At 64.8% G+C, this 23395-nt stretch carries 18 protein-coding genes, 2 tRNA genes and 1 pseudogene; 8 read left to right on the top strand and 13 right to left on the bottom strand.

Annotated features, from left to right (window positions below; all coding sequences use genetic code 11):
- Positions 1-88 precede the first annotated feature (88 nt).
- The gene (locus ACQR1H_RS21550) at positions 89-499 is read left to right on the top strand and encodes a flagellar basal body rod protein FlgC (protein WP_316181053.1); all 411 of its coding nucleotides are present in this window, start codon (positions 89-91) and stop codon (positions 497-499) included.
- Positions 500-523: 24 nt separating this feature from the next.
- Here ACQR1H_RS21550 and aqpZ read toward each other — a convergent pair whose 3' ends face one another.
- Entirely contained in the window at positions 524-1276 is a 753-nt protein-coding gene (gene aqpZ, locus ACQR1H_RS21545) for an aquaporin Z (protein ID WP_434838063.1), read from the bottom strand.
- Between the two features lie 1125 nt (positions 1277-2401).
- On the opposite strand from aqpZ, the gene ACQR1H_RS21540 reads away from it, so the two are divergent.
- Together ACQR1H_RS21540 and ACQR1H_RS21535 are read left to right on the top strand one after the other, a co-directional pair.
- Positions 2402-3688, top strand: coding sequence for a TIR domain-containing protein (locus ACQR1H_RS21540; protein WP_434908161.1), 1287 nt, complete (start codon positions 2402-2404; stop codon positions 3686-3688).
- A gap of 50 nt (positions 3689-3738) precedes the next feature.
- The gene (locus ACQR1H_RS21535) at positions 3739-6882 is read left to right on the top strand and encodes a tetratricopeptide repeat-containing protein (protein ID WP_434908160.1); all 3144 of its coding nucleotides are present in this window, start codon (positions 3739-3741) and stop codon (positions 6880-6882) included.
- A gap of 794 nt (positions 6883-7676) precedes the next feature.
- On the opposite strand, the gene ACQR1H_RS21530 is transcribed toward ACQR1H_RS21535, so the two are convergent.
- The 10 genes from ACQR1H_RS21530 to ACQR1H_RS21485 form a co-directional block, all read right to left on the bottom strand.
- Positions 7677-7752, bottom strand: a tRNA-Phe gene (locus ACQR1H_RS21530).
- A gap of 174 nt (positions 7753-7926) precedes the next feature.
- Positions 7927-8124 carry a DNA gyrase inhibitor YacG gene (gene yacG, locus ACQR1H_RS21525; RefSeq protein WP_315801484.1) on the bottom strand — a complete coding sequence of 66 codons (198 nt, stop codon included), beginning with the start codon at positions 8122-8124 and terminating at the stop codon, positions 7927-7929.
- A gap of 48 nt (positions 8125-8172) precedes the next feature.
- Positions 8173-8802: a Maf-like protein gene (locus ACQR1H_RS21520; RefSeq protein WP_006613056.1), complete on the bottom strand. Its 630-nt coding sequence runs from the start codon at positions 8800-8802 to the stop codon at positions 8173-8175.
- 181 nt (positions 8803-8983) lie between these two features.
- Positions 8984-9454, bottom strand: a complete 471-nt coding sequence (locus tag ACQR1H_RS21515; protein ID WP_316182256.1) for a low molecular weight phosphatase family protein — start codon at positions 9452-9454, stop codon at positions 8984-8986.
- Positions 9455-9508: 54 nt separating this feature from the next.
- Positions 9509-10015 (bottom strand): UPF0262 family protein, encoded by a 507-nt coding sequence (locus ACQR1H_RS21510; RefSeq protein WP_006613054.1) that lies wholly within the window; start codon positions 10013-10015, stop codon positions 9509-9511.
- The gene (hisD, locus tag ACQR1H_RS21505; RefSeq protein WP_434874813.1) at positions 10012-11307 is read right to left on the bottom strand and encodes a histidinol dehydrogenase; all 1296 of its coding nucleotides are present in this window, start codon (positions 11305-11307) and stop codon (positions 10012-10014) included. The genes ACQR1H_RS21510 and hisD overlap by 4 nt, the downstream gene beginning before the upstream one ends.
- 87 nt (positions 11308-11394) lie before the next feature.
- A complete protein-coding gene (locus ACQR1H_RS21500) occupies positions 11395-11844 on the bottom strand; it encodes a DUF2948 family protein (protein WP_316182252.1) in 450 nt (149 codons plus the stop codon).
- Between the two features lie 18 nt (positions 11845-11862).
- A complete protein-coding gene (gene murA, locus ACQR1H_RS21495; protein ID WP_316182250.1) occupies positions 11863-13152 on the bottom strand; it encodes a UDP-N-acetylglucosamine 1-carboxyvinyltransferase in 1290 nt (429 codons plus the stop codon).
- 149 nt (positions 13153-13301) lie between these two features.
- Entirely contained in the window at positions 13302-15020 is a 1719-nt protein-coding gene (locus tag ACQR1H_RS21490) for an FAD-dependent oxidoreductase (protein WP_434908159.1), read from the bottom strand.
- 25 nt (positions 15021-15045) lie between these two features.
- On the bottom strand, positions 15046-15228 hold the full coding sequence (locus ACQR1H_RS21485; protein ID WP_434908158.1) for a hypothetical protein: 183 nt from the start codon (positions 15226-15228) through the stop codon (positions 15046-15048).
- Between the two features lie 353 nt (positions 15229-15581).
- On the opposite strand from ACQR1H_RS21485, the gene ACQR1H_RS21480 reads away from it, so the two are divergent.
- The 5 genes and pseudogenes from ACQR1H_RS21480 to ACQR1H_RS21460 all read left to right on the top strand — a co-directional run.
- Positions 15582-15656 (top strand) — tRNA-Thr (locus ACQR1H_RS21480).
- A gap of 1299 nt (positions 15657-16955) precedes the next feature.
- Positions 16956-17690 carry a sensor histidine kinase gene (locus ACQR1H_RS21475; RefSeq protein WP_434838073.1) on the top strand — a complete coding sequence of 245 codons (735 nt, stop codon included), beginning with the start codon at positions 16956-16958 and terminating at the stop codon, positions 17688-17690.
- Positions 17671-18360: a response regulator gene (locus ACQR1H_RS21470; RefSeq protein ID WP_434838074.1), complete on the top strand. Its 690-nt coding sequence runs from the start codon at positions 17671-17673 to the stop codon at positions 18358-18360. The genes ACQR1H_RS21475 and ACQR1H_RS21470 overlap by 20 nt, the downstream gene beginning before the upstream one ends.
- Positions 18361-18547: 187 nt before the next feature.
- Positions 18548-18901: a response regulator gene (locus ACQR1H_RS21465; protein WP_434838075.1), complete on the top strand. Its 354-nt coding sequence runs from the start codon at positions 18548-18550 to the stop codon at positions 18899-18901.
- A 451-nt stretch (positions 18902-19352) separates the two neighbouring features.
- Positions 19353-20022: pseudogene (locus ACQR1H_RS21460) on the top strand (IS3 family transposase); the annotation flags it as partial.
- A gap of 330 nt (positions 20023-20352) precedes the next feature.
- On the opposite strand, the gene ACQR1H_RS21455 reads toward ACQR1H_RS21460, so the two are convergent.
- Both ACQR1H_RS21455 and ACQR1H_RS21450 read right to left on the bottom strand, forming a co-directional pair.
- Positions 20353-22428, bottom strand: coding sequence for a methyl-accepting chemotaxis protein (locus ACQR1H_RS21455; protein ID WP_434881781.1), 2076 nt, complete (start codon positions 22426-22428; stop codon positions 20353-20355).
- Positions 22429-22633: 205 nt separating this feature from the next.
- On the bottom strand, positions 22634-23362 hold the full coding sequence (locus ACQR1H_RS21450) for an SDR family oxidoreductase (protein WP_315801496.1): 729 nt from the start codon (positions 23360-23362) through the stop codon (positions 22634-22636).
- Positions 23363-23395: the final 33 nt, after the last annotated feature.

The raw sequence follows: 23395 nt of genomic DNA, 5'->3' as shown, positions 1-23395 counted from the left end.
CGGACGCTCGAGTCTCATCGGCGGTCTTGACGCTTGCTTGGTGCGCCGCGGGCTTAGCTGACGCATCACGTCACCAGCAAGCGCCGCCATGAGCCCCACCGCCACCATCGCAGTCTCCGGCATGCAGGCCGCCTCGCGCCGGCTCGAGGTGTCCGCCTCGAACATCGCCAATGCCCGGAGCACGGGCGCGCTGCCCAATGCCGACGGCACGCTGCCGGCCGGCGCGCCGAAGGCCTACGACCCGCTCGCGCTGGTGCAGAGCGACGTCGCCGGCGGCGGCACGCAGACGACCATCACCCGGTCGAGCTCGGGCACGTCCGCGAGCTACGATCCCTCCGCGCCATTCGCCAACAAGGACGGCCTGGTCGCCGCGCCCAACGTCGATCTCGCGCAGGAGATGATCAGCCAGCTCGTCGCCAAATACAGCTTTGCCGCGAACGCGAAAGTGCTGAAGGCGAGCGACGAGATGAGCCGCACCGTGATCGACATGAAGGTGTGAGCGCGACCGCGTGGGAAAATCTCGCTAGGCGCTCTTCGCGACCACGCCCTGCCCGGCGCGCTCGCCGGTCACCTCGCCGGCCGGCTCCGGGCTCAGCCAGCGATAGATGAAGCCGCCGGCCGCGCCGCCGAGCAGCGGCGCCACCCAGAACAGCCAGAGCTGCGCCAGCGCCCAGCCGCCGACGAACAGCGCCGGCCCGGTGCTGCGCGCCGGGTTCACCGAGGTGTTGGTGACGTGGATGCTGATGAGATGAATGAGCGTCAGCGCCAGCCCGATCGCCAGCGGCGCAAATCCGGCCGGCGCCTTGCCATGGGTCGCGCCCATGATCACGAACAGGAACATCATCGTCAGCACGAACTCGCTGAGCAGGCAGGCCCCGAGCCCATATCTGCCGGGCGAATGCTCCGCATAGCCGTTGGCGGCAAAGCCGCCGGCCATGCTGAAGTCCGGCGCGCCGCTGGCGATCGCATACAGCACGGCCGCACCGACGATCGCGCCGACCACCTGCGCGATGACGTAGGGCACGATCAGGCTGCTCGGGAACCGCCCGCCGCACGCCAGCCCCACCGTCACGGCCGGATTGAGATGACAGCCCGAGATGTGCCCGATCGCATACGCCATCGTCACCACGGTGAGCCCGAACGCCAGCGCCACGCCGAGCATCCCGATCCCGACATCAGGCACCCCGGCCGCGATCACCGCACTGCCGCAACCGCCGAAGGTGAGCCAGAACGTCCCGATCGCCTCCGCCACGAGCTTGTTGTTGTTGCCGTTCATCATCGCCTCCCTGGGTGCGTGTGATTGGCTGGAGCCCTGCTTCTCCCGTCAGCAGAGAAGATGATCACTTCGGCAACCTGGAGTCAAAGCCGGATTCGCGGCCGCCGTGGGATGCCTGAAACTTCGAGTCGGCAATCGTCGGCGTAATTCGTAGTTCGTAGGGCGGATGAGCGCAGCGTAATCCGCCGTCTTACTTGCCAACAGTCGCCGGCCCGAATTCCGGAGGACGCGCACTTCCCCCGTGATCAAGCTTGATTGGCAAGTGGCTGCTCATCGAGCTCGCGGCCGACAGCCCAAAGCCGACATCGATGATCCCCGCATGGCGGATGGCGCTCCCCTCATCCGCCCGACACGCTATCGATCTTGCCGGCACGCCGGCGAGAGCATCGGCACGTTCGCCCACGGCCAATTGTGCCAGCGGCCATCGTCGCCGACGCAAGCGGCGGATGCCGGGGACGGCCTCGTTGTCGCGTCGGGCGATGCTTCAAGCGCGGCAAATCGGTGGTCGACATAGGTCGTGGACAGAATTCCGGCGACGGTCACCGCCACGACGACCGCAAATCCCTTGGCTGAGTCACTCCAGCGCATGTCATCACCTCCCTTGTCGACGTGCCAGGACCACATGGGACGACATTGACGCACAATCCCGTCGCGGGCTGTGAGAGAGGTCACATCGACATCTCGCCGGATGCACTCATCCCTGACGCCGCAAGCACCGGGAGAGGAATGCAGTGCAGGCCCAAAATTACGGTGACAGTGCTGGACTGTCACCGTATCCCCGCTTCTGCAGTGCTCCGGAGGATTTCGAACATTGGCCGCCGCACGACCGACGCGGCTCCTCAACCGGCCGGCATCCCAAACCTCCAAAGCTCGGGATCTGCCCTCAAACAATCTCAAGGTGTATAACCAGCTGATGTTGATCTAGCGCAATGGTTGTACCGAGCGGCTAGTCTATTGTTCGTTTGGAACTGCAGAGAGCGTCCGTATGGACCATACTCAAGCGGCATTCTGCAATCCGTCAGAAATTTTTGGTTTTCCTATTCGAGGCCTTGGTCATCAGCGGCCTTGTTGCTTTGCGCCATTTATCTCGACCTCGACGCTGATGCCAATCTACCGGAAGCCGCTATGAGCGATGTTTTCGTCAGCTATGCGAACGAAGACCGGGCGTGGGCTGAAATGCTTGCGCGCGCACTTGAAGGCCGCGGCTGGTCGATCTTTTGGGATCGGACTATTCCGATCGGCAAGACATGGCGGGAAACGATCGGCCGAGAACTCAGCGAGGCGCGCTGTGTCGTCGTCATCTGGTCCAAGGCCTCGATCGCCTCCGGCTGGGTGCAGGAAGAGGCGGACGATGCAAAATGGCGAGGGATACTGGTCCCGGTGCTTATTGAGGGCGTCGGGCCTCCTATCGGATTTCGGAGCCTTCAAGCGGCGGACCTGTCAGATTGGAATGGCACGGAGCCGACCCAAGCGTTCCAGCGGTTGATCAATGATATTTCGCGGCTGATCGCGTCCCCATCGAAAACGCCTGAAGAGGCACACGCCGGAAAACCGCCGCCGCCGATTCTGCCCCCTGTCCCGATACTCCCTGCGCGACGGAGTCGGTGGGCGCTGGCAATTGCTGGCGCAGCGATCGTGGTAGCGGGCGCATTTGCCTATCAATTCCTGGGCCCGCAAGACAGCTCGAATCGCAATAATTCGTATGATGCACGTCACCAGAATACGGCCGCCAAAGAGCCCTTCGGAGTGACAACAGCCAAGGAGGTTGCCGGAGCGACGACAGCCAAGGAGCCCCCCGGAATGACAACCCCCAAAGAGCCTCCCGGAGTGACAACACCCAAGGAGCCCCTCGGAGCGACGACGGCCAAACAGGCTCCGGAAGTCCCGCCAGCGAACGAGACGCCGCCGAGTCGCCTCGACAACTACACACTGCAATACAACCAAGACATTGATAAACAAGACATCGTGCAACCTGATGGCCAAGCTGGCATTCGCGATTCGGAAATCAACGCCTGCGCCTTGCAGTGCGACGCGAACCCGGCATGCGTCGCATTCAGCTTCGATCGCTGGAATAAAATGTGCTTTCTAAAGCGGAAAATCTCAACGTCCGTACTTGAGCCGCGCTCCGCAATCGGCATCAAGAAACCTTTCGCGCTGCCGACCCGTTCAACGCTGCCAGTACAATTGGCTACTGTTCATAATCATCGGTTTGATGCACGACCGATTGCAACCGCGAACGTCTCCGACCTGACGGCGTGCCAAGTGGCTTGCGCCGGCGACCGGCGATGTGTGGCGTTCAGCTTCTTAAGAGGGAGCGGGCAGGCGAAGAACTGTCAGATCTTCGACAATGTACAAGATGCATATATCGACGATCCTTTGGCAGACAGCGGCTGGAAGGAACAGGCCCGCTAGCTCTCTGTAGGAGGCTGCCACGAGGACGATGCGACTCAAAAGGTGCCAAGTTGCTGAGCTCGACATTCCGCAAGAGATCCTCGGTACTCGCGCTCGCCGGACGACGGATCGATGGAGCTGATACCGCTCCCTCACGCTTTCCGCCCGAAAGCATCCCGGTTGTACGCCAGCGGCTTGCCGACCTGCTCACCAGTGAACGCGTCGTCACCATCGTCAGCTCCGCCGCCTGCGGCGCTGACCTCCTCGCACTCGAGGAGGCAGAGCGTCTCAGTCTACGACGTCGAATTGTCGTGCCGGCTCCGCTGGAGCGATTTCGACAAACCTCCGTGATCGACCGACCGGGCGATTGGGGCCGGCTATTTGACCGTCTCGTCTCGGCTGCCGAAGCAGCAGGAGACCTGATCGTGCTCTCCGGCAATCACACCAGCGACGCTGCCACCTATGCCGCCGTGAACGAAGCCGTGATCCGCGAGGCCAGGACGCTTGCAGGAGAGGGTGCTCTGCATCGGCTCGTCGCCGCAGTTGTCTGGGAGGGGTCAGCCAGATCCGAAAGCGATATAACCGGTCAATTCCGGAAATTGGCGGCGGAGGCAGGGTTTGAGGGGCGGGTCATTCTCACGCGCTCTGCAGCCAATGAAGCACAGGAGTACCTGCGAGGCCATCAGCTCCCGCCCGAGCGGGTGAAGGATTTGGTGGTCCGCCTGAAGAACGAGGACAGGTTCGGCGTGGCGCGGAAAGTCCTTGCGAGAATTCGTGAAGAGTCGACCTCTGAAGTCGCTCTTCGGGTTTGGTTTGCCCAGCAGCACGCGCTGTGCACCTACAAAGATCCTGATTTGCCCGTATTGAAGGCTCTTGATCAAGCGCTTGCGATCCTCAAAGGAACCTTCGATATCGCGAACACCTCCGACCAGGAGACTCTCGGCATCGTGGGCGCCATCTGCAAGCGCCGATGGCAGGCCACCGGGCAAAAGGACCAACTGGAACGTTCATATCACTACTACCGTCGTGGCTTCGATGTTGGTCCGGAGAAGGATTATGGCTACAGCGCGATCAACGCTGCGTTCGTTTTGGACCAACTTGCCGACATCGAATCATCTGAAGGGACGCCATCGGTCGAGGGACGCCGAATGGAGGCCAGGGCGATACGAGAGGCCGTCGTGGCGAAGCTGTTACCGTTGCGCACGACAGACCCCACGCTCAACAACAACTGGTGGTATCTTGTCACGCTTTCCGATGCGCTGTTTGGACTAGGCAGGTACGACGAGGCCGAGCGCTGGCTCTCGGCGGCCAAGGCTCTCCCAAGCGTCCCTGATTGGGAATTCCGGAGCACCGCCACGCAGCTTGCGACGCTCTGTCAGCTCCAGAACCGAGGCATCCCATCACCGAACGAGCCCGTGGTAGCGAAGGCTGCGAAGGCGCTCGACGCTTTCGTTGGTTCCGCCGCCGCACGCGAAAGCGCCTTTATTGGAAAGGTCGGCCTGGCCCTGTCCGGTGGCGGCTTTCGTGCTTCGCTCTTTCATATCGGGGTGCTTGCAAAACTGGCCGAGCTCGATGTCCTGCGCCGCGTGGAGGTCCTTTCGTGTGTTTCCGGTGGCTCAATCATCGGCGCTCACTACTACCTTCAGCTACGGGAGACGATGGAGACCGAGGGGCTGGAGAATCTGAACGAGATTGAGCTACGCGATGCGTACATTAGGCTAGTTCGGCGCGTAGCAGCGGATTTTTTGGCCGGCGTGCAGACAAATATACGGATGCGCGTATTTGCCAACCCTCTACCGCTCCTGCGTTCAATCGTTAGCCGCGCCTACACGCGAACGGTTCGACTAGGCGAACTCCTCGAGGCCCAGCTCTTCGCAAGGGTGTGGACGAACGCAGTGAGTGAGCGCAAGCCGAAGGGCCCGTTGCTTCTCAAAGATCTAAAAATTCAGCCTTACGGAGGAGAAGAGGATTTCGAGCCGAACAAATACAACTGGCGTCGTCAAACGAAAGTTCCAGTATTGATACTCAATGCCACGACGCTGAATACGGGACATGCTTGGCAATATACGACGAGCTTCATGGGTGAGTCTCCTTGGGGAATCGATCCCAATGCAGACGGCACGAACCGGCTCCGAAGAATGTACCATAGTGAGGCGCCACCAGAGCACCGAGCGACCAGCCTCTCTCAGGCTGTTGTTGCTTCTGCGTGCGTGCCCGGCCTCTTCGAGCCAATCAGAATCGATGGTCTATATCGTCTCGAAGAACGAGGTAAAAAGTCCGAGCCACTTATACTGAGACAGGTCGACGGCGGAGTGCACGATAACCAGGGGATCGCGAGCCTCTTCGAACAAGGCTGCAGCGTTGTTCTCGTGAGCGACGCCTCGGGACAAACCGCATTTGCGCCAGATCCTGGTGGGGGCACGCTAGCGTCGCTAACGCGGAGCAATTCCATTCTTATGGAACGCGTTCGACAGGAGCAATATGCCCGCTTAGAGACCATGGAAAGAGGCGGCCTTCTCAAGGGAATGATGTTCATTCACCTTAAAAAGGATCTCGATGTCGTACCGATCGACTGGTTGGGATGCGAAGAGCCGCGCGATGATTCAAACCAAACAGACGAACCGGTGACCGAATACGGTATTCGGAAGCGAGTTCAGGAACTTCTTGCAGGGATTCGCACTGACCTTGACAGCTTCTCCGAGGTCGAGGCGTACGCCCTGATGGCCAGCGGCTATCGCATGACCGAATACTACTTACCTCAAGTTCAGGTCCTCCCCATTCACACTCAAGAAAGTGTCGAATGGGACTTTCTGGCCATTGAGTCAGTGCTACGAGATTCCATGACCTCGGACAAAAACTACAGATACCTATTGCGACTGCTCGGAAGTGCAGGCCGCCGGATGTCTAGAATCTGCTCGATGTGCCGTGTTCTACCTCTGATCATCTCTCTTACTGCCGCTGCAGGAATTGTGCTGGCAGCCGCTTGGCTAATCCATAACGGCGGACCCGCCAAAATAAACATCTCGGTGAACGGATGGCTGATTCCCGCGCTTGTTGTTCTCGTGATTCCGCTCGCATCACCTTCAGTTCGCGAGCACGCGGGTCGAATATCGATGGGCATTCTCAGCCTCGTCCTCTGGATCCCCGCGCAATTCCATCTCAGGGTGACTGATCAAATTTTCCTAAGGATGGGTCGGCTAAATAGGTTGCAATAGAATCCGAGTTTCTGCGCGCTCCGTCGATGGAGAAGTTGTTGCAATCAAGGGGACCTTTCATCTTCGAGCTTGAATCGCCGTAACAGTGCACATTTCTTCCAGACTCGGATTCCATCGGCCAACGCATTCCCGGTCTGCACAAACTGCCCGTCGTGCCACTCTGCCGCAGTGATTCCGCTTGCGCCGTCGGGCAAATCACCTCCACATTTCTGGCCATCCCGCCCGCACTGAGAGGGGCGTATCGCGATCGTCACGGGACGTTGCGGCGGGGGGCGATGGCCGCGGGGCGACGCAGCATCTCATGGAGGTGCGGACGAACGTCGTTGCGCGGACGGTCAAGCCGTGTGGTCCCGACACCCCGATGCTGGTGTCTTGGTCGGCGACATCCCGATGACGGGGGCAACAAGCCCGGTCCCCTGGGAGAGCACGGAGCAGCCGTAAGCCCATTGCGCAGGGAAGGCCGGGTTGATTCCGGCTGAGCCTGTGGTTCCTGCCCCGTGCACTTCTTTCGCACGGGGGCCATGGGTGCCAGTCGGCACTCGGTCTTCCCTGCGCCCTCTCACCTGAAGAGGACGCCAACTGCAGCAGAGCTCGGGCCTGACAGGCCGCGGGATCGCGGCGGCATGGGCGTCAGCAAGGCTGCGACGTGCGGCAGGCTGTTTGACAGGGTTGATCAGGAGATCAGAGAACGTGGCTCAAGCGCGAGTGGGGCTCAAACGCCCGGCTTCGCCGGACACGCTTCGCCCTTCGGGCACTAGCGCGGCTGCGCCACGCGTAGCCCGAAGGGCGAAGCGTGGTGCCCAGGGGCGGAATCGAACCACCGACACTGCGATTTTCAGTCGCATGCTCTACCAACTGAGCTACCTGGGCAGGTCTCGTGAAGGGCAAAAAAGCCCGGCGAGCCGGCGGGTTATAGTCAGAGCGGGCGGCGCTGTCTACCGCCCTGAGGCGAAGTTTTCACATTCCTTTTGCGGTCGCGCAGCCGCGCGGAGCGCGCGCCCGTGCCGCCCGGCACCGCCGCCGCAACATCATGAGAATACTGATCTATTCGACGTCGTCCTCGTCGCCCTCAGTGGCCGGAATGACATAGGAGCCGCTCAGCCAGCGATGCAGGTCGACGTCGCGGCAGCGGGGCGAGCAGAACGGGCGCGAGCCTTCGGCGGCCGGCCGGTTGCAGATCGGGCAGCGGCGGACGGGCTTGGCCGGGGTGGCGGTCTTCGGGCTGGTCGATTCGTCGGGCATGGCCGCTATCTAGGCGCGCGCAGCGACCGATGCATCCCCTCGTTCGCGTCAGACGCCGACCGTGTTCAGCCAGCCGAAGCGGATCGGGAAGCCCTCGCCGGCGAGCAGCGTCGTGGTCTCGTACAGCGGCAGGCCGACGACATTGGTGTAGGAGCCGACCATCTTCACCACGAACGAGCCGGCGATGCCCTGGACGGCGTAGCCGCCGGCCTTCCCCCGCCATTCGCCGGAGCCGATATAGGCCTGGATGTCGTCCTCGCTGAGCCGCTTGAAGCGGACGCGGGTCTCGACCAGGCGCTGGCGGAACGCCTCCTTCGGCGTGACGAGCGTGATCGCGGTGTAGACGCGATGGTTGCGGCCCGACAGCAGCCGGAGGCACTGCGACGCCTCGTCGACCAGGTTGGCCTTGGGCAGGATGCGGCGGCCGACGGCGACCACGGTATCGGCGGAGATGATGAACGCGCCGCGCAGCTCGTCGTCGAGCTGGACCGATTTCAGCGCCGCATCGGCCTTGGCGCGGGCGAGGCGGTTGGCGCAGGCGCGCGGCAGCTCGCCGCGCTTCGGCGTCTCGTCGACGTCGGCGGGGCGCAGCGCGTCGGGCTCGATGCCGGCCTGGTTGAGCAGCGCCAGACGCCGCGGCGAACCGGATGCAAGAACGATTTTGGGACGGCCGAGCATGCTGATTTCGCTGAGGGATTCGGAAGCGGCGGGGCGGGCGCGCGGAACCTATCGGAAGGGCTGTCATTCCACAACCCGAAGGCTGCGACAAGGCTGCGACAGGCCTGCTCTACGGCGCGAATTTGAGCGGGGGACGACGTTGGTATTTCGGTTCGATGACACCGGCTCGGGAACCGAAAACCTACAGACCGGCGGGCCCGGGCTTGCCGAAGCGCTTGCGGATCCGCGTGAACAGGCCGTCGCAGACCTCGCGATAGGCTGAAAGCTTCTGCTCGCGGTTGCCGTCGGCGCCGGTCGGGTCCGGCGTCGGCCAATATTCGACGTCGGCGGCGATGGTGCGGGTCAGCTCCAGCGCCTTGTGATGCGCCTCGGGCGAGAGGGTGATGATGAGGTCGAAGTTCAGGCCCTCCCAGTCCTCGAGCTCCTCGAAGGTGGTGGGCTTGTGCTGCGAGATGTCCTGGCCGAGCTCGGCCATCACCGACACCGCGAATGGGTCGAGCTCGCCCTTCTTGACCCCGGCGGAGCGGACGTACAGCGCCTGCGGAAACATCTGGCGCAGCAGGCTCTCGGCCATCGGCGAGCGCACGCTGTTCTGGCCGCAGGCGAACAGCACCGCCTGCGGCTGGCGCGCGCGCGGCGGCCCCTCGGCCATGCGCCTACGCGCCCTTGGCCGAAAGCTGGGACGCGCGCGTGGCGGCCCGCGGCATCACTGGCCCTCGCCCTTCCAGTGCAGCACCGTGATCAAAGTGAACAGCCGGCGCGAGGTCTCGAAGTCGACCCGCACCTTGCCCTTGAGCCGCTCCTGCAGGGTGCGCGAGCCCTCGTCATGGATGCCGCGGCGGCCCATGTCGATCGCCTCGATCTTGTCGGGCGTCGCAGTGCGGATCGCCTGGTAGTAGCTGTCGCAGATCATGAAGTAGTCCTTCACGATCCGCCGGAACGGCGACAGCGACAACAGGTGCGTCACCACCGGCGTGCCGTCCTCCCTGCGGATGTCGAACATCAGCCGGTTGGCGGTGATGCCGAGATGCAAAGTGAAGGGGCCGGTGCCGTCGGCGCCCTCGGGCGCGAACAAATTCTCCTCGACGAGGTCGTAGATCGCGATCGCCCGCTCATGCTCGATGTCCGGACCGGAGCGGCCGATCGACTCCTCGTCGAGCGTCACCGCCACGATGCGATTGGTCCGGTCGTCGCCTGGCGGGTGCTGGGTCATGGCAGATTGAGGCGTATTCCCACGGAGCGTGAATGGGCGTCGAGACCCTCGGCCTTGCCCAGAGTCATCGCCGCTGGTCCCAGCGCGCGCAACTGCTCGGGGCCGCATTTCAACAGCGACGTGCGCTTCATGAAGTCGAGCACGCCGAGACCGGAGGAGAACCGCGCCGAGCGCGCGGTGGGCAGCACGTGATTGGAGCCGCCGACATAGTCGCCGATCGCCTCCGGCGTGTGCGCGCCGAGGAAGATGGCGCCGGCATTGCGAACCCTCGCGGCGAACGCGTCCGCGTCGGCGGTCATGATCTCCAGATGCTCGGCGGCGATGGCGTCGGCGAGCGGCACGGCCTGGTCGAGATGGTCGACCTCGATGATGGCGCCGAAATCGGCCCATGACGCGCCGGCGATCTCCGCGCGAGGAAGCGTCTTGAGCTGGCCCTCGACGGCGCGGGCGACGTCATCGGCCAGGCGGCGGCTGTCGGTGATCAGGATCGACTGCGCGCTGGCGTCGTGCTCGGCCTGCGCGAGCAGGTCGGCGGCGATCCAGTCGGCATTGCCGCTGTCGTCGGCGATCACCAGCACCTCGGAGGGGCCGGCGATCATGTCGATGCCGACCTTGCCGAACACCAGCCGCTTGGCGGCGGCGACATAGGCATTGCCCGGACCGACGATCTTTGCCACCGGCGCGATCGTCGCGGTGCCATGCGCCAGCGCGGCCACCGCCTGGGCGCCGCCGACGCGGTAGATCTCGGACACGCCGCCGAGATGGGCGGCCGCCAGCACCAGCGGATTGAGCTTGCCGTCCGGCGCCGGCACCACCATCACGAGGCGCCCGACGCCGGCGACCTTGGCGGGAATGGCGTTCATCAGCACCGAGGACGGATAGGCCGCGGTGCCACCGGGAACGTAGAGACCGGCGGATTCGATCGCGCTCCAGCGCCAGCCGAGCTCGACGCCGGCGGCGTCGGTGAAGCGCTGGTCGGCCGGCAGCTGCTTGAGGTGAAAGGCCTCGATGCGGTCACGGGCGAATTTCAGCGCGTCGACGGTAGCCGCGTCGCAGGCCTTCACCGCGGCCTCGATCTCGGCGGGCGTCACGCGCAGCGACGCGGCGGTCAGCTCGAGCCGGTCGAACTTGCGCGTCGCCTCGAGCAGCGCCGCATCGCCGCGCCTGGCGACGTCGTCCACGATGGCGCGGGCGGCGGCTTCGACGTCGGCGGAGGTCTCGCGCTTGGCGGCGAGAAACCGCCGAAACTGGGTGTCGAAATCGGCGCTGGCGCGGGACAGGCGAATGGGCATCTCTGGCACTTTCCGAAGGGGTGGCTGCCCCCGACCTCCTGCTCAATGGCGCGGCAGCGCGGGGCCGTCAACCCTTTGAACCGGCGCCTACCCGGTCAGCGGCGGGACGCCATCGATATCGCTGGTGCCGAGGTCGTCCTCGCCAAGATCGGTCAGCTCGCATTCCAGGCATTCGACATCCAGCCGCAATGCGCCGCCGTGGGAGAACAGCAGCAGCGCGCTGCCGGCCGGCGGCTCGGCGCCGGCGTGGAATTCGATGCCGATCAGCTCCAGCGCTGCCTCGGGCGCGGCAAGGTCGATGCGGCGCGACTTGCACGCCAGCACCCGGTCGAACCGCAGCGCCGCCAGCAGCCGGCGCGGCTCGCTCTCGCCATGCAGCGCCTGATCCCAGTCGAGCCGGTTCATGCCGATCACCAGCCGCTTCTCGGCCTGGCGCCAGATGATGTCCGCCGCCTGCACCCGCGCGTCCTGCACATGGGCCGAGATGACGGCGAGATCGTCGGCGTCGAGCGCGATCAGTTTGAGCCGGTCGGTCACGGCATCATCCCTTCAACCTCACTCGCGAATGCGCTCGATCGTGGCGCCGCAGGCCTTCAGCTTGTCCTCCAGCCGCTCGAAGCCGCGATCGAGATGGTAGACGCGATTGATCATGGTTTCGCCTTCCGCAGCAAGCCCGGCAATGACCAGCGACACCGAGGCGCGCAGGTCGGTCGCCATCACGGGCGCGCCACGCAGATTCGAGGTGCCCTCGATCCGCGCGGTCTCGCCGTCGAGACTGATACGCGCGCCGAACCGCGCGAGTTCCTGCACGTGCATGAAACGGTTCTCGAAGATGGTCTCGGTGATCGCCGAGGCGCCCTGCGCGCAGACCATCAGCGCCATCAGCTGGGCCTGCAGGTCGGTCGGGAAGCCGGGGAACGGCGCGGTCGTCACCTGCACCGGGCGGATGCCGTGGCCGTTTCTGACGACGCGGATGCCCTCGGCATCGCTCGAGATCTCGGCGCCCGCCTCGGTCAGCACGTCGAGCGCCGATTGCAGCAACTCCGGCCGCGCGCCGGCAAGGCGGACGTCGCCACCGGTCATGGCGGTCGCGATCGCATAGGTGCCGGCCTCGATGCGGTCGGGCAGCACGGTATGGCGCGCGCCATGCAGCGACGCCACGCCCTCGATCTCGATGCGGGGCGTGCCGGCGCCAGAGATACGCGCGCCCATCTTGTTGAGACACTCGGCGAGATCGGTGATCTCCGGCTCGCAGGCGGCGTTGGTGATGACGGTCGTGCCCTTGGCGAGCGCGGCCGCCATGACCGCGACATGGGTGCCGCCGACGGTGACCTTGGGAAAATCGATCGTCCCGCCGCGCAGGCCGCCCGGCGCCTTGGCGACGACATAGCCGGCGTCGATGTCAATGCTGGCCCCGAGCCGCTCCAGCGCCATGATCAGGAGATCGACCGGCCGCGTGCCGATGGCGCAGCCGCCGGGCAACGACACCCGCGCCTCGTGCATGCGCGCGAGCAGCGGCGCGATCACCCAGAAGCTGGCGCGCATCCGCGACACCAGCTCGTAAGGAGCGGTGGTGTCGATGATGTTGGCCGCGGAGATCTGCAGCGTCTGACCCTGGTATTGGCCATCGCCGGGACGCTTGCCGACCGACATGATGTCCACGCCGTGATTGCCGAGAATGCGCTGCAGTTGCGCGACGTCGGCCAGCCGCGGGACGTTGTCCAGGATCAGCGTCTCCGGCGTCAGAAGACCCGCGATCATCAGCGGCAGGGCGGCATTCTTCGCGCCCGAAATCGGGATGGTGCCGTGAAGCGGGTTGCCGCCGACGATGCGAATGCGATCCATGCTGGTCCTGCTGGGCTGGCCGGAAAATTGGGCTAAGGTCGGCGCAACAGGACCGACATTACGGCGATTTGATGAGTTCGCAACGGCAGGTCGCAACCGGCGGGAATTCATCCCCTGACGGTGCGGCCCGCCGCGGCGGAAGGCGCGAATCAGACCGGCGGGACCAGCGCATCGGCCAGAAACCCGTGCAGCGCGGCGACGACCTGGGCGCCCTCGCCGATCGCGCCGCCGACGCGCTTGACCGAGCCGGAGCGGACGTCGCCGACCGCATAGACCCCGGGCACCGAGGTCTCGAGCGGCGACACCATCCGCCCGGCATTCTGCTCCGACTGCGCGCCGGTGACGACGAAGCCGGCGCGATCGAGCGTGATACCGCAGCCGTCGAGCCAGCCGGTGGCGGGATCGGCGCCGACGAACAGAAAGAGATTGCTGATGTCGGCCGGCGTCTCTTCGCCGGACAGCCGGCTCTTCAAGGTGATGCGTTCGAGCCCCGTGTCTGCCCCGCCATCGAGCGCGACCACCTCGGTGTTGAACAACAGCTCGATGTTCGGCGTCGCCTCGATGCGCTCGATGAGATAGCGCGACATCGACGCGGCGAGCCCGCCGCCGCGGATGATCATCCGCACCTTCTTGACGTGACCCGACAGAAACACCGCGGCCTGCCCCGCGGAATTGCCGCCGCCGACCAGCGCAACCTCCTGCCCGGCGCACAGCCGCGCCTCGATCGGCGAGGCCCAGTACCACACGCCCCTGCCCTCGAACTCCTTGAGCCGGGCAAGATCAGGCCGGCGATAGCGCGCGCCGCTCGCGACCACGATCGCGCGCGCCCGCACCTCGTCGCCGCCCTCGAGCGCCAGCACGAAGGCGCCGGCCTTGCGCTCGCAGTCGAGCGCATTGACCGACACCGGGATCATGATCTCGGCGCCGAACTTCTGCGCCTGGTTGAAGGCGCGCGCGGTCAGCGCGAGCCCGGTGATGCCGGTCGGGAAGCCGAAGTAGTTCTCGATGCGCGCGCTGGCGCCGGCCTGGCCGCCGAACGCACGCGAATCCAGCACCGCAACCGTCAGCCCCTCCGACGCGCCATACACGGCGGTGGCAAGGCCCGCCGGCCCACAGCCGACGACCGCGACGTCGTAGATCTTCTCGCCGCGCGGACCGCCGATCATGCCGACGGCGCGCGCCAGCTCGGTCTCGCTGGGATTGCGCAGCACGCTGCCGTCGGACACCACCACCAGCGGCAGCTCGGCCGGCGTCGGCGAATAGCGCGCGATCAGGTCGGCCGCGTCGTGATCGACAGCGGGATCGAGCAGATGGTGCGGAAAGCCGTTGCGGGTGAGGAAGCTTTGCAGCCGCGCGATCGCGGCCGATTGCGGCGGGCCGATCATGACCGGGCCGCCGGCGCCGCCCTGAATGAGATTCACCCGGCGCAGGATCAGCGCCCGCATGATGCGCTCACCGAGCTCGGCCTCGGCGATCAACAGCGCGCGCAGCCGTTCGGGACGAATCAGGATGACCTCGACGTCGCCCTCGGCATGGCCGTCGACCAGCGCGACGCGGCCGGAGAGCTGGGCGATCTCGGCCAGAAACTGCCCCGGCCCCTGGTCGATCACCGGCGTGACGTGACCGAGGCCATCGCGCTGGGTGATCGCGACATGGCCCTTGAGAATCACGAACATGCCGGGGCCGGGCTTGCCGGTCTCGAACAGCAGCTCGCCGTCACGATAGCTCCGGATCTCGCCGAAGCCGCGCAGACGCGCGATCTCCGGCGGCGTCAGCTCCGGAAAAGTCTGGTCGAAGCGCGGCAACGTCTTCGCGAGCTCCGCCCGTTGTGTCGCCGCATCCACCGTCATCCCGTCATCCGCTGCCATCACGCCCACCCCGCCTACCATCTGCTCAATGCTTCGAATCGTCCGGGCCGCCGGCAGCGGCCTCGTCCAAGCCGTCCTTCTCGACCGTCACCGCCTGGCTGCGCTCGCGGCTCTGCGCCTTGCGCCGCTTCAGGTTCTCGCGCAGCGCCTGCTTCAGCCGCTCCTCGCGCGCGCCCTTCGGCGCCGCCTTCCCGGTCTTATCCGTCATCCCCTTCCCCCGGTCACCCCATACCAGAGGCACAATTGGGGCCGCAGATGCGAAAGCCAAGAGGCGTTGGCGACGCAGACGCTAGGTTCCGCCCGGCCGGCCGTCGCCTGCCCGGATGGGGAGTTGCCCGTCGCGGCGACGGCCGGCTGGGCAGCTTGAGCGGCAAACCGCGAGAATCCGCCGCGAATGAGCGATTCCGCTCCGATCCGGAGGTCTTTCGCTCCCTTTCGATGCATCGCGCTGACGTCTTTCCCGCAAAACCGGGCGAGCCGCGCTTGCGCAGGCGGGGACCTTGTGGCAAGAACCGCCCGCGTTCGGTCGCGGCCTTCGGGCCGGTCCCCGCCAGTCCCTTTGCTGCCGTAGCTCAGTGGTAGAGCACTCCCTTGGTAAGGGAGAGGTCGACAGTTCAATCCTGTCCGGCAGCACCAGGGCATCATTCCCCCAACATGATCTTCGGCGACCCCTCGGGACCACAGGCCACGCGCGGATGCGCGTCATCGGCCTCGCGGCGCAATTTGCGTCCGAGCTTTGCTGGGAGACCGCCCTCTTCGATACAGAGGGCGCAGGGAAGGCCGGGCGCTGGCCGCGCCCGTGGCCCGCCTGCAGAAAGAAAATGCAGGCGGCAGGTACCACAGGTCTGGCCGAACACACCCGGCCCTCCCTGCGCAATGGGCTTACGGCTTATACGCGCTCTCCCTGGGGACCGGGCTTTGTTGCCCCCATCACCCGCGATGCGCGCGACGCACATCAGCGAGCTTGACCTCAGCGTCGGGAGGCCAGGACCACGCGACTTCGCCGTCCGCATCGAAGTTGTTCGTCCGCTCGCGAATGCGCGCTGCAACTCCGACCCGGCCACCGCATCCCACACCCAACGCTCGTGACGACTCGCGAACGCCCCTCTTCGATGAGCACGGGACGGCGGAAAATGTGCAGGTGATTTGCCCGACGACACAAGGGGAATGAGTGCGGCAGAGTGGCACGACGGGCAGTTTTAGCAGAGCTGGGATGCAGGCGGCGGAGGGGGCTTTGTTTGGTGCAGCGTCACCGTAATCCCCGGACGGGACCGTCCTCCACCGCGCCGGCTTACTGCAGCAAGTCGCCCGGAAGTCGCCGGTCACCGAGATTTCCGGCAGCGACATCCAGATCAGGATCCTTGGAGACATCGGTGCCGTGAATGCACGCACGCACTTCACCAAAGCCGACGGAAGCCGGAGGACTGGCTGCTACACGGACGTCTAATGGAAGCGTGGCGACCGCTGTCGTTGCATTTCGCTTCGCGCAACTGATGTGGAAGCACGGCGGTCGTACCTTGCGGTCGGGCGCCCGCGAGACAGATCGAGATTGGTTTGATCTTGCCTGTCATGAGATTGCCTCAACAGAGTTGCCGAGGCGATCAATCATGAATGAGGATAAACCCGCCGCCCGCTATTCAACGCCTGTGAGACCTTCACCTCACGTCCACATTTCATGCGTATGGAAGCTGCAAGGCTCAGCGTCCACTGGCTCATGCTAGCGTCGGGAAAGACGACGAATGGCGGCGCAGTGCTCTCCGTCGACGCGATGAGCTTCATCGGCGCCCTGCCGATCGACAATTACAACGGTGCGGCGCGTAGCTCTAATGTACATAAAGTTATGCGGTTTAAATCGATCTTTGAAGTTGACTCGATCATACTGCTGATACATCCTAAGGGTGTATCTTAGTCACGAGAAAACCTGGCTGGTCTTCGATGCAACGGGAGCAGATCGAAGCCATAACTCGCGATATTGGGCAACAAGAAATTCTTGAACGTGAAATTCTTGCGATTGCCTCTCGCGAGAGGCAGCGCATCGGGCGTGAACTCCACGACGGGCTCTGCCAATCGCTCGCCGGCTTAGCGGCGCTAGCTGCGGCGCTGTGGCGAAGTTTGGCGGCGAGTGGCCAACCGAGTCCCGCCGCGGCCGCGGCCGAACTCGTACGATTGCTGAACGAGACCATCGGCGAGGCGCGTGACCTCGCCCGTGGGCTCAGCTCGATCGGTCTGAATAGCGCGGATCTTGTCGGCTCCCTTGAGAGCCTCGCCCGCAACGTCAGCGCCGCTCATGGCGCCTTTTGTGCGTTTGTGGAAGATAACCCTTGTCCCGATCTTGGCCGCGAAACCACGAGCCACCTCGTGCGCATCGCCCAAGAAGCCGTCCGCAATGCGGTCAGCCACGGCCGAGCCGACGAAATCGAGATCCGTCTGGCGTGCACTGCAGGCTCGGGACTATTGAGCATCCGGGATAACGGTGTCGGGCTTCCCGAAAAATGGCGCGATCATGACGGCATCGGGCTTTATACCATGGACTACCGCGCGCGAGCGATCGGCGGTTCTCTTACTGTGAAGCCGCAGGCCCGTCGCGGCGTCATGGTTGCGTGCGCGTTTCCGCTGTTATCGAATTACGAACGGCAGGAAAGTATCGGCGATGCCCACTTGCCTGGCTGATGAAGCCGCGGACGCGGTGCGGAAGAGGCTGCTTGTCGTCGACGATCATCCCGTGCTGTGCCGCGGGTTGATCGCCCTCATCGAGGCGGAAAATGGCCTCGCCGTTCACGGCGCGGTCGGTACGCGCGTGGCCGCGCTCAAGACCATCGCGATCAGTCGCCCTGATCTGGTGATCGTAGACCTTGCTCTCGGCGACGACGACGGCCTAGACCTCGTCAAGGAAATCAAGGCGCGTCATCCCGGCGTTCGCTCGCTGGTGCTTTCGATGTACGACGAAGAGGTGTTCGCCGAGCGCGCGCTTTGCGCCGGCGCCCTCGGCTATGTCACCAAACAACAGCTCGAATCGACCGTGATCGCTGCCATTCGTCGGGTGCTTGCAGGCGAGACCTACATGAGCGAGGCTCTGCAGCGGCGGCTGGCTGAACGATGCGTCGGCGCGCGACCGCTCGAGGCCGCCTCGCCGGTGCGCACGCTGAGCGATCGCGAATTACAGGTATTTCGGCTCGTTGGTCAGGGCCGAACCACGCGGCAGATCGCTGGTCTACTGAACCGCAGCGTCAAAACGGTAGAATCCCATCTTGAGCACATCAAGAATAAGCTGGCGATCGAATCGGCTGCTGAACTCGCCCAACGCGCGGCTCAATGGGTTACAATCGGCCGATTGGGTTGAGTCATAAAGTTCGCCCAAGTGCGCGGTTAGTGTCATACACGTCTGCCATGCCGCCGATGACTTCTCGACCAAGCCGCTTTCCGGCAAGCGCGACGGCCGAACACGCGGTCTGGTCCATGGTGCTAAAGCGGACTGCGCGATCAGCACGGCGCAAGCGGCGTCTGCTCATTGTGGACAGTCACCCCTGATGCGGCGCAGGCTGACCGCGCTGATCAATGCTGAGCCCGATCTTGTCGTATGTGCCTTGGCGGCCACCCAACGGGATGCGCTCGTGGCCATCGCGGCCACGAAACCCGATCTAGGGATCGTCAATTTGTTCCTTGGCGATAGCAATGGTTTGGATCTGGTGAGAGACGTTCGCGCGCGCTTTGTTCGTCTGCCGCTACCTGGATCGAACAGGCATGATTCGCCGCAATACGTCCGCCGCGCTTTCGAATCCGGCACCGACGGCTACGTCGCCAAGCGGGAGATGACGGAAGACCTTCTGGTGGCGATCCGCAGCGTGCTGCTCGGCGACCCTTACGGCGCACCGGCGCCTTGATCCATGCCCGTCTGCGTCCGGCAAGTTCACGCGTGCGAAGCTGGGCGGCCCATGGGGGATTCTCCCAATGCGAAAACGGGGTGCGACCCCGATGTCGGTTTAAGTCTCCAGCGTTAACATTGGTAGCTACCAATGCCGTGCCCGCTTTGGCGACCGAAATGCTGGTCGAGCCCTTCGCTTATCGGCTCGATCGAGACCATCACCGCTTCAAATGGGAAAAAACGATGAGAAATATCTGCACCGCCGCCGCAATAGTCGCGATTGTTTTCATTCCTTGGACCGTCCACGCGGGCACTTGCTACAAAAACCTAGGTTGCAAGGGCACGACGTCGACCACTTCTTGCAAGACATGTCTTGGAAACCCCTCAAAGGGAGAGGGTTGGAAGGAAAACTCAAAGAGCAGCTGTATCGGAAACTTCAACCATTGTCCGGCGGTCCGTTAACGGTACTGGCGCTGGTCCCGCGCCCCGGCACCAGCAAGGCCGTCTCCGGCCACAAGATCCATCCCTATCTGCTGCGCGGCGTCAGCATCACCGATGCCCAATCACGTCTGGGCGGCCGACATCACCTACATTCCGATGGCGCAGGGGTTCCTGTATCTGGTGGCGATCATCGACTGAGCCACCCGGGCGGTGCTGGCGTGGCGCTTGTCGAACACGATGGATACGGGCTTTTGCATCGCTGCGCCCGACGAGGCGATGGCGCGGCACGGCCGGCCTAAGATCTTCAACACCGATCAGGGCGCGCAGTTCACCAGCTCAGCCTTCACCGGCAGGCTGGAGGCTGCAGGCATTGCGATTTCGATCGACGGACGCGGCCGTTTCATGGACAACATCTTCATCGAACGATTGTGGCGCTCGATCAAGTATGAGGAAGTGCATCTGAAAGCCTATGCTGACGGGCGCGAAGCGCGAGACGGCATCGGCTCATGGATGACCTTTTATAATCATCGCCGCCCGCACCAGGCGATGAACAATCAGTTTTCCATGGCGGCATGGTGCGCCGGCATGGATGTGATCGAGGCGGCCCAGACTGTGGATATGCCGCTTCGCTTTGACAACGCAAACGCGTTGCCCACATCCCCACAGCAGGCCCAAACGCAGCAGCAGGAAGCTGCTTGATTTGAACGACAAGGCAGGCGTGATCACACCTTAATTTCGGCGATCCATGGTCCCGTGCGTGGGGTCCACTTCAGTTGAACCTGTCTCGCCGCCTGGGGTTATGGATTCCCGCGTTCGCGGGAGAATGGGGCAGCCGAGAAGAACAAAGGGCGCGATCGGTCCGATCGCGGAGCATCGGCAGCAGCGCAGATCTGAGTAGCTGTAGCCCGCATGAGCGGCACCGATATCTGAGGGGGCCGGCCCCGCATGTCGCTTGCGCTCATGCGGGCTACAGCTGCTGCGATCGGGTGGCGATGCGCGGCCCTCGTCGTGGCCACGCAAAATGCACCCTCACGCCGCCCGCACCGAGTCGAGGAACCTGCTGACCTCGTCGCGGAGGCGGCTGCTCTGGCCGGACAGCGACTTCGCGGCGGACAGCACCTGCGACGAGGCCGAGCCGGTCTCGTCGGCGCCATGCCGGACGCTGGCGATGTTGGCCGACACCTGCTGGGTGCCGTGCGCCGCCTGCTGGACGTTGCGCGAGATCTCGCGCGTCGCCGAGCTCTGCTCCTCGACGGCGGAGGCGATGGCGGACGCGATCTCCGACATCCGGGCGATGGTCTCGCCGATCTCCTTGATCGAGCCGACCGACTCCTGGGTCGCCGCCTGGATGCCGCCGATCTGCTGGCCGATCTCGCCGGTGGCCTTGGCGGTCTGCTCGGCCAGCGCCTTCACCTCCGAGGCGACCACCGCGAAGCCGCGTCCGGCCTCGCCGGCGCGGGCGGCCTCGATGGTGGCGTTGAGCGCGAGCAGGTTGGTCTGGCCGGCGATCGCATTGATCAGCTCGACGACGTCGCCGATCCGCGCGGCGGCCTTGGCGAGCTCGGCGACGTTGTCGTTGGTCTTGCGCGCCTGCGCCAACGCCTCGTTGGCGATGCGTGCCGAGTCCTGCACCTGGCGGCTGATCTCGGTGACCGATGAGCTCATCTCCTCGGCGGCCGCGGCGACCGAATGCACGTTGGTCGAGGCCTCCTCGGACGCCTGGGTGACGACGGTGGCGAGCTCCAGCGAGCGGCCGGCGGTCGTCGTCAGCGACGAGGCCGAGCGCTCCAGGTCGGCCGACGCTGACGACACGATGCCGACGACCTCGCCGATCGCCATCTCGAACTCGCGGGTGAAACGCTCGACACGCTGGCCGCGCTCGATCTTGGCCTGCGCGTCGGCCGCGGCCGCCTGCTCGGCGCGCTTCTTCTCCAGCAGCGCCTCCTTGAAGGTCTGCAGCGAGCCGGTCATCGCGGCGATCTCGTCGTCGCGATCGATCGTCGGGATCGCCACGTCGTCATGGCCGGCCGCCATCTCGCCGATCAGGCCGGTCAGGGCCACGATCGGGTTGATCACGCGGCGGCGTAGCAGCAGGGTGACGAACACGAGAATGCCGGCGAGCGCCGCGACCACCGCCGTCGCCAGCGCGAGCATCAGATAGGCCGCATCGCGCGCCGCGACGGCGCGGTCGCGGGCCTCGCCGATCGCGGCGTCGCGCACGACGAAGAACTTCTGCACGGCCGGGACGACCGCCTCGGCCAGGCTGTCGGCGGTGAGTGCGTAGTTGAGATCGCCGAGCCCGGCTGCGATGTCCTTGTCGACGATCGGAACGGCGCGCCCGAAATAGGCGTCACGCGCCTCCTTGAACGCCGCGAGCAGCCGCTCCGGATTGCCGAGCTGGTCGATGCCGGCATCCAGGCGCTCGCGGTCGGCCTCGGTGCGGCCCTGGGCGCGGTCCATCGCCGCCTTCTCGGCCGGAGTGACGGCGCGGCGGGCGCTGAGCGCCGGCGACAGCGCGGCAGCCCGGCCGCCGGCGGTCACGCGCAGGTCCTGCGCGGTGCGGGCGACGTCGAGCAGCGTCGTCAGCGACGCGTCGGCATTGGCGATGCGGTTCTGCAGCTGGTTCAGGATCGGCTCGATCGCCAGGGCGACCTGGGTGACCCCTGGGAGAAAGCTCTTGATGACGGCCGGATCACGCGCGTTCAGCGGCGCGGTCAGCGTGGGGTCCACCTTGGCGAGGATCTCGTTCAGCTTGGACGAGGCCTGGTCCAGGCTGCGTGTGATCGCCTCGCTGTTGGAGACGTTCGCCAGCTGCGCGCGCGCCCTGGCGAAGGATGCCTCGGCCGATTGCCTGATCTTGCGCACGCCTTCGAGCTGCGCGGGCGTCGCGGGCGAATCCTGGAATATGGGCGTGATGTAGGGGGCGCGATGGCCGACCACGTCCTGCGCGTAGAGCAGCACGGCGCCGAACGCCTCGACCGTCTTGATCGCCTCGGCCTTGTTGCTGACAGCCCTGACCTGCTCGATCACGACTTGAGCAGAAGGGAGGACGGCCAAAGCCGTCACCGACAGCATGGAAATTGCGAAAAGTCGGCCGATCTTCATTATTGCCCCCGGATTGCGCGGGCTCACGCTAGGTTCCGTATGATTAAGGTTGCGCTTAATTCGACCCCCGTAGTTCCACGGAGACGTCGCGCGTCCTTGATCGGAGACACGGGCGCCGGACAGGTCATCCCGCCCCGCTCGAAGAATGTCCTGACGCGCGGCGACGACTTGGGGTTGAGTCCAGCTCGGGAAATTTTGGACGGCCCTACAGATCGAAATTCGTCGGCAGCATCACGACGTCGCGGATGGTCATGCCGCGCGGACGGGTCAGCATGAACATGATCACCTCGGCGACCTCCGAGGGCTCCAGCAGGCTGCCGGACTCGCGCGCCTCCTTCAGCTTCTCGGCCGGCCAGTCGGCGATCAGCGCGGTGACCACCGGGCCGGGCGAGATCGCGCCGACGCGGATGCCGTGCTTGAACACCTGGCGCCGCACCGTCTGCACGAAGCAGTCGATCGCCCATTTCGACGACGCATAGACCGGCTCCCACGGCGTCGGGTAATGCGCCGCGAGCGAGCTGGTGACGATGATGTCGCCCGACCCGCGCGCGATCATGTGCGGGAGAACGTCGCGCACATTCTTCATGACGACATTGACGTTGAGGTTCAGCATGCGGTCGATCGCGTCGGTCCTGGCGTCGACGAGATCGCCGCCGAGATAGCTGCCGGCATTGGCGTGGAGGATGTCGAGCCGTCCGGCCGCATCGAGGACGCGCGGCAGAAGGGTGGCGCAATCAGCGGGATCGAGCAGGTCGATCACGACGGGGATCACGGCGTCGCCATGGGTCTCGCGCAGCTTCGCCAGCGCCGCGGCGTCGCGATCGATCATGACGACGCGCGCGCCGGCCGCCAGCATCGCCGCGCTGCTGGCCAGGCCGATGCCCGACGCCGCGCCGGTGACCGCCGCCACCTTGCCTTCGAGTTCCCTGCCCATCGTCTCCTCCTTGTCCGGCCAGACTACAGCAAA

It is taken from the genome of Bradyrhizobium sp. HKCCYLRH2015 (assembly GCF_051168215.1).
Lineage (GTDB): Bacteria > Pseudomonadota > Alphaproteobacteria > Rhizobiales > Xanthobacteraceae > Bradyrhizobium.
Note: the sequence above shows the minus strand (reverse complement) of the source record. Positions and strands in the feature narration are given on the sequence as shown.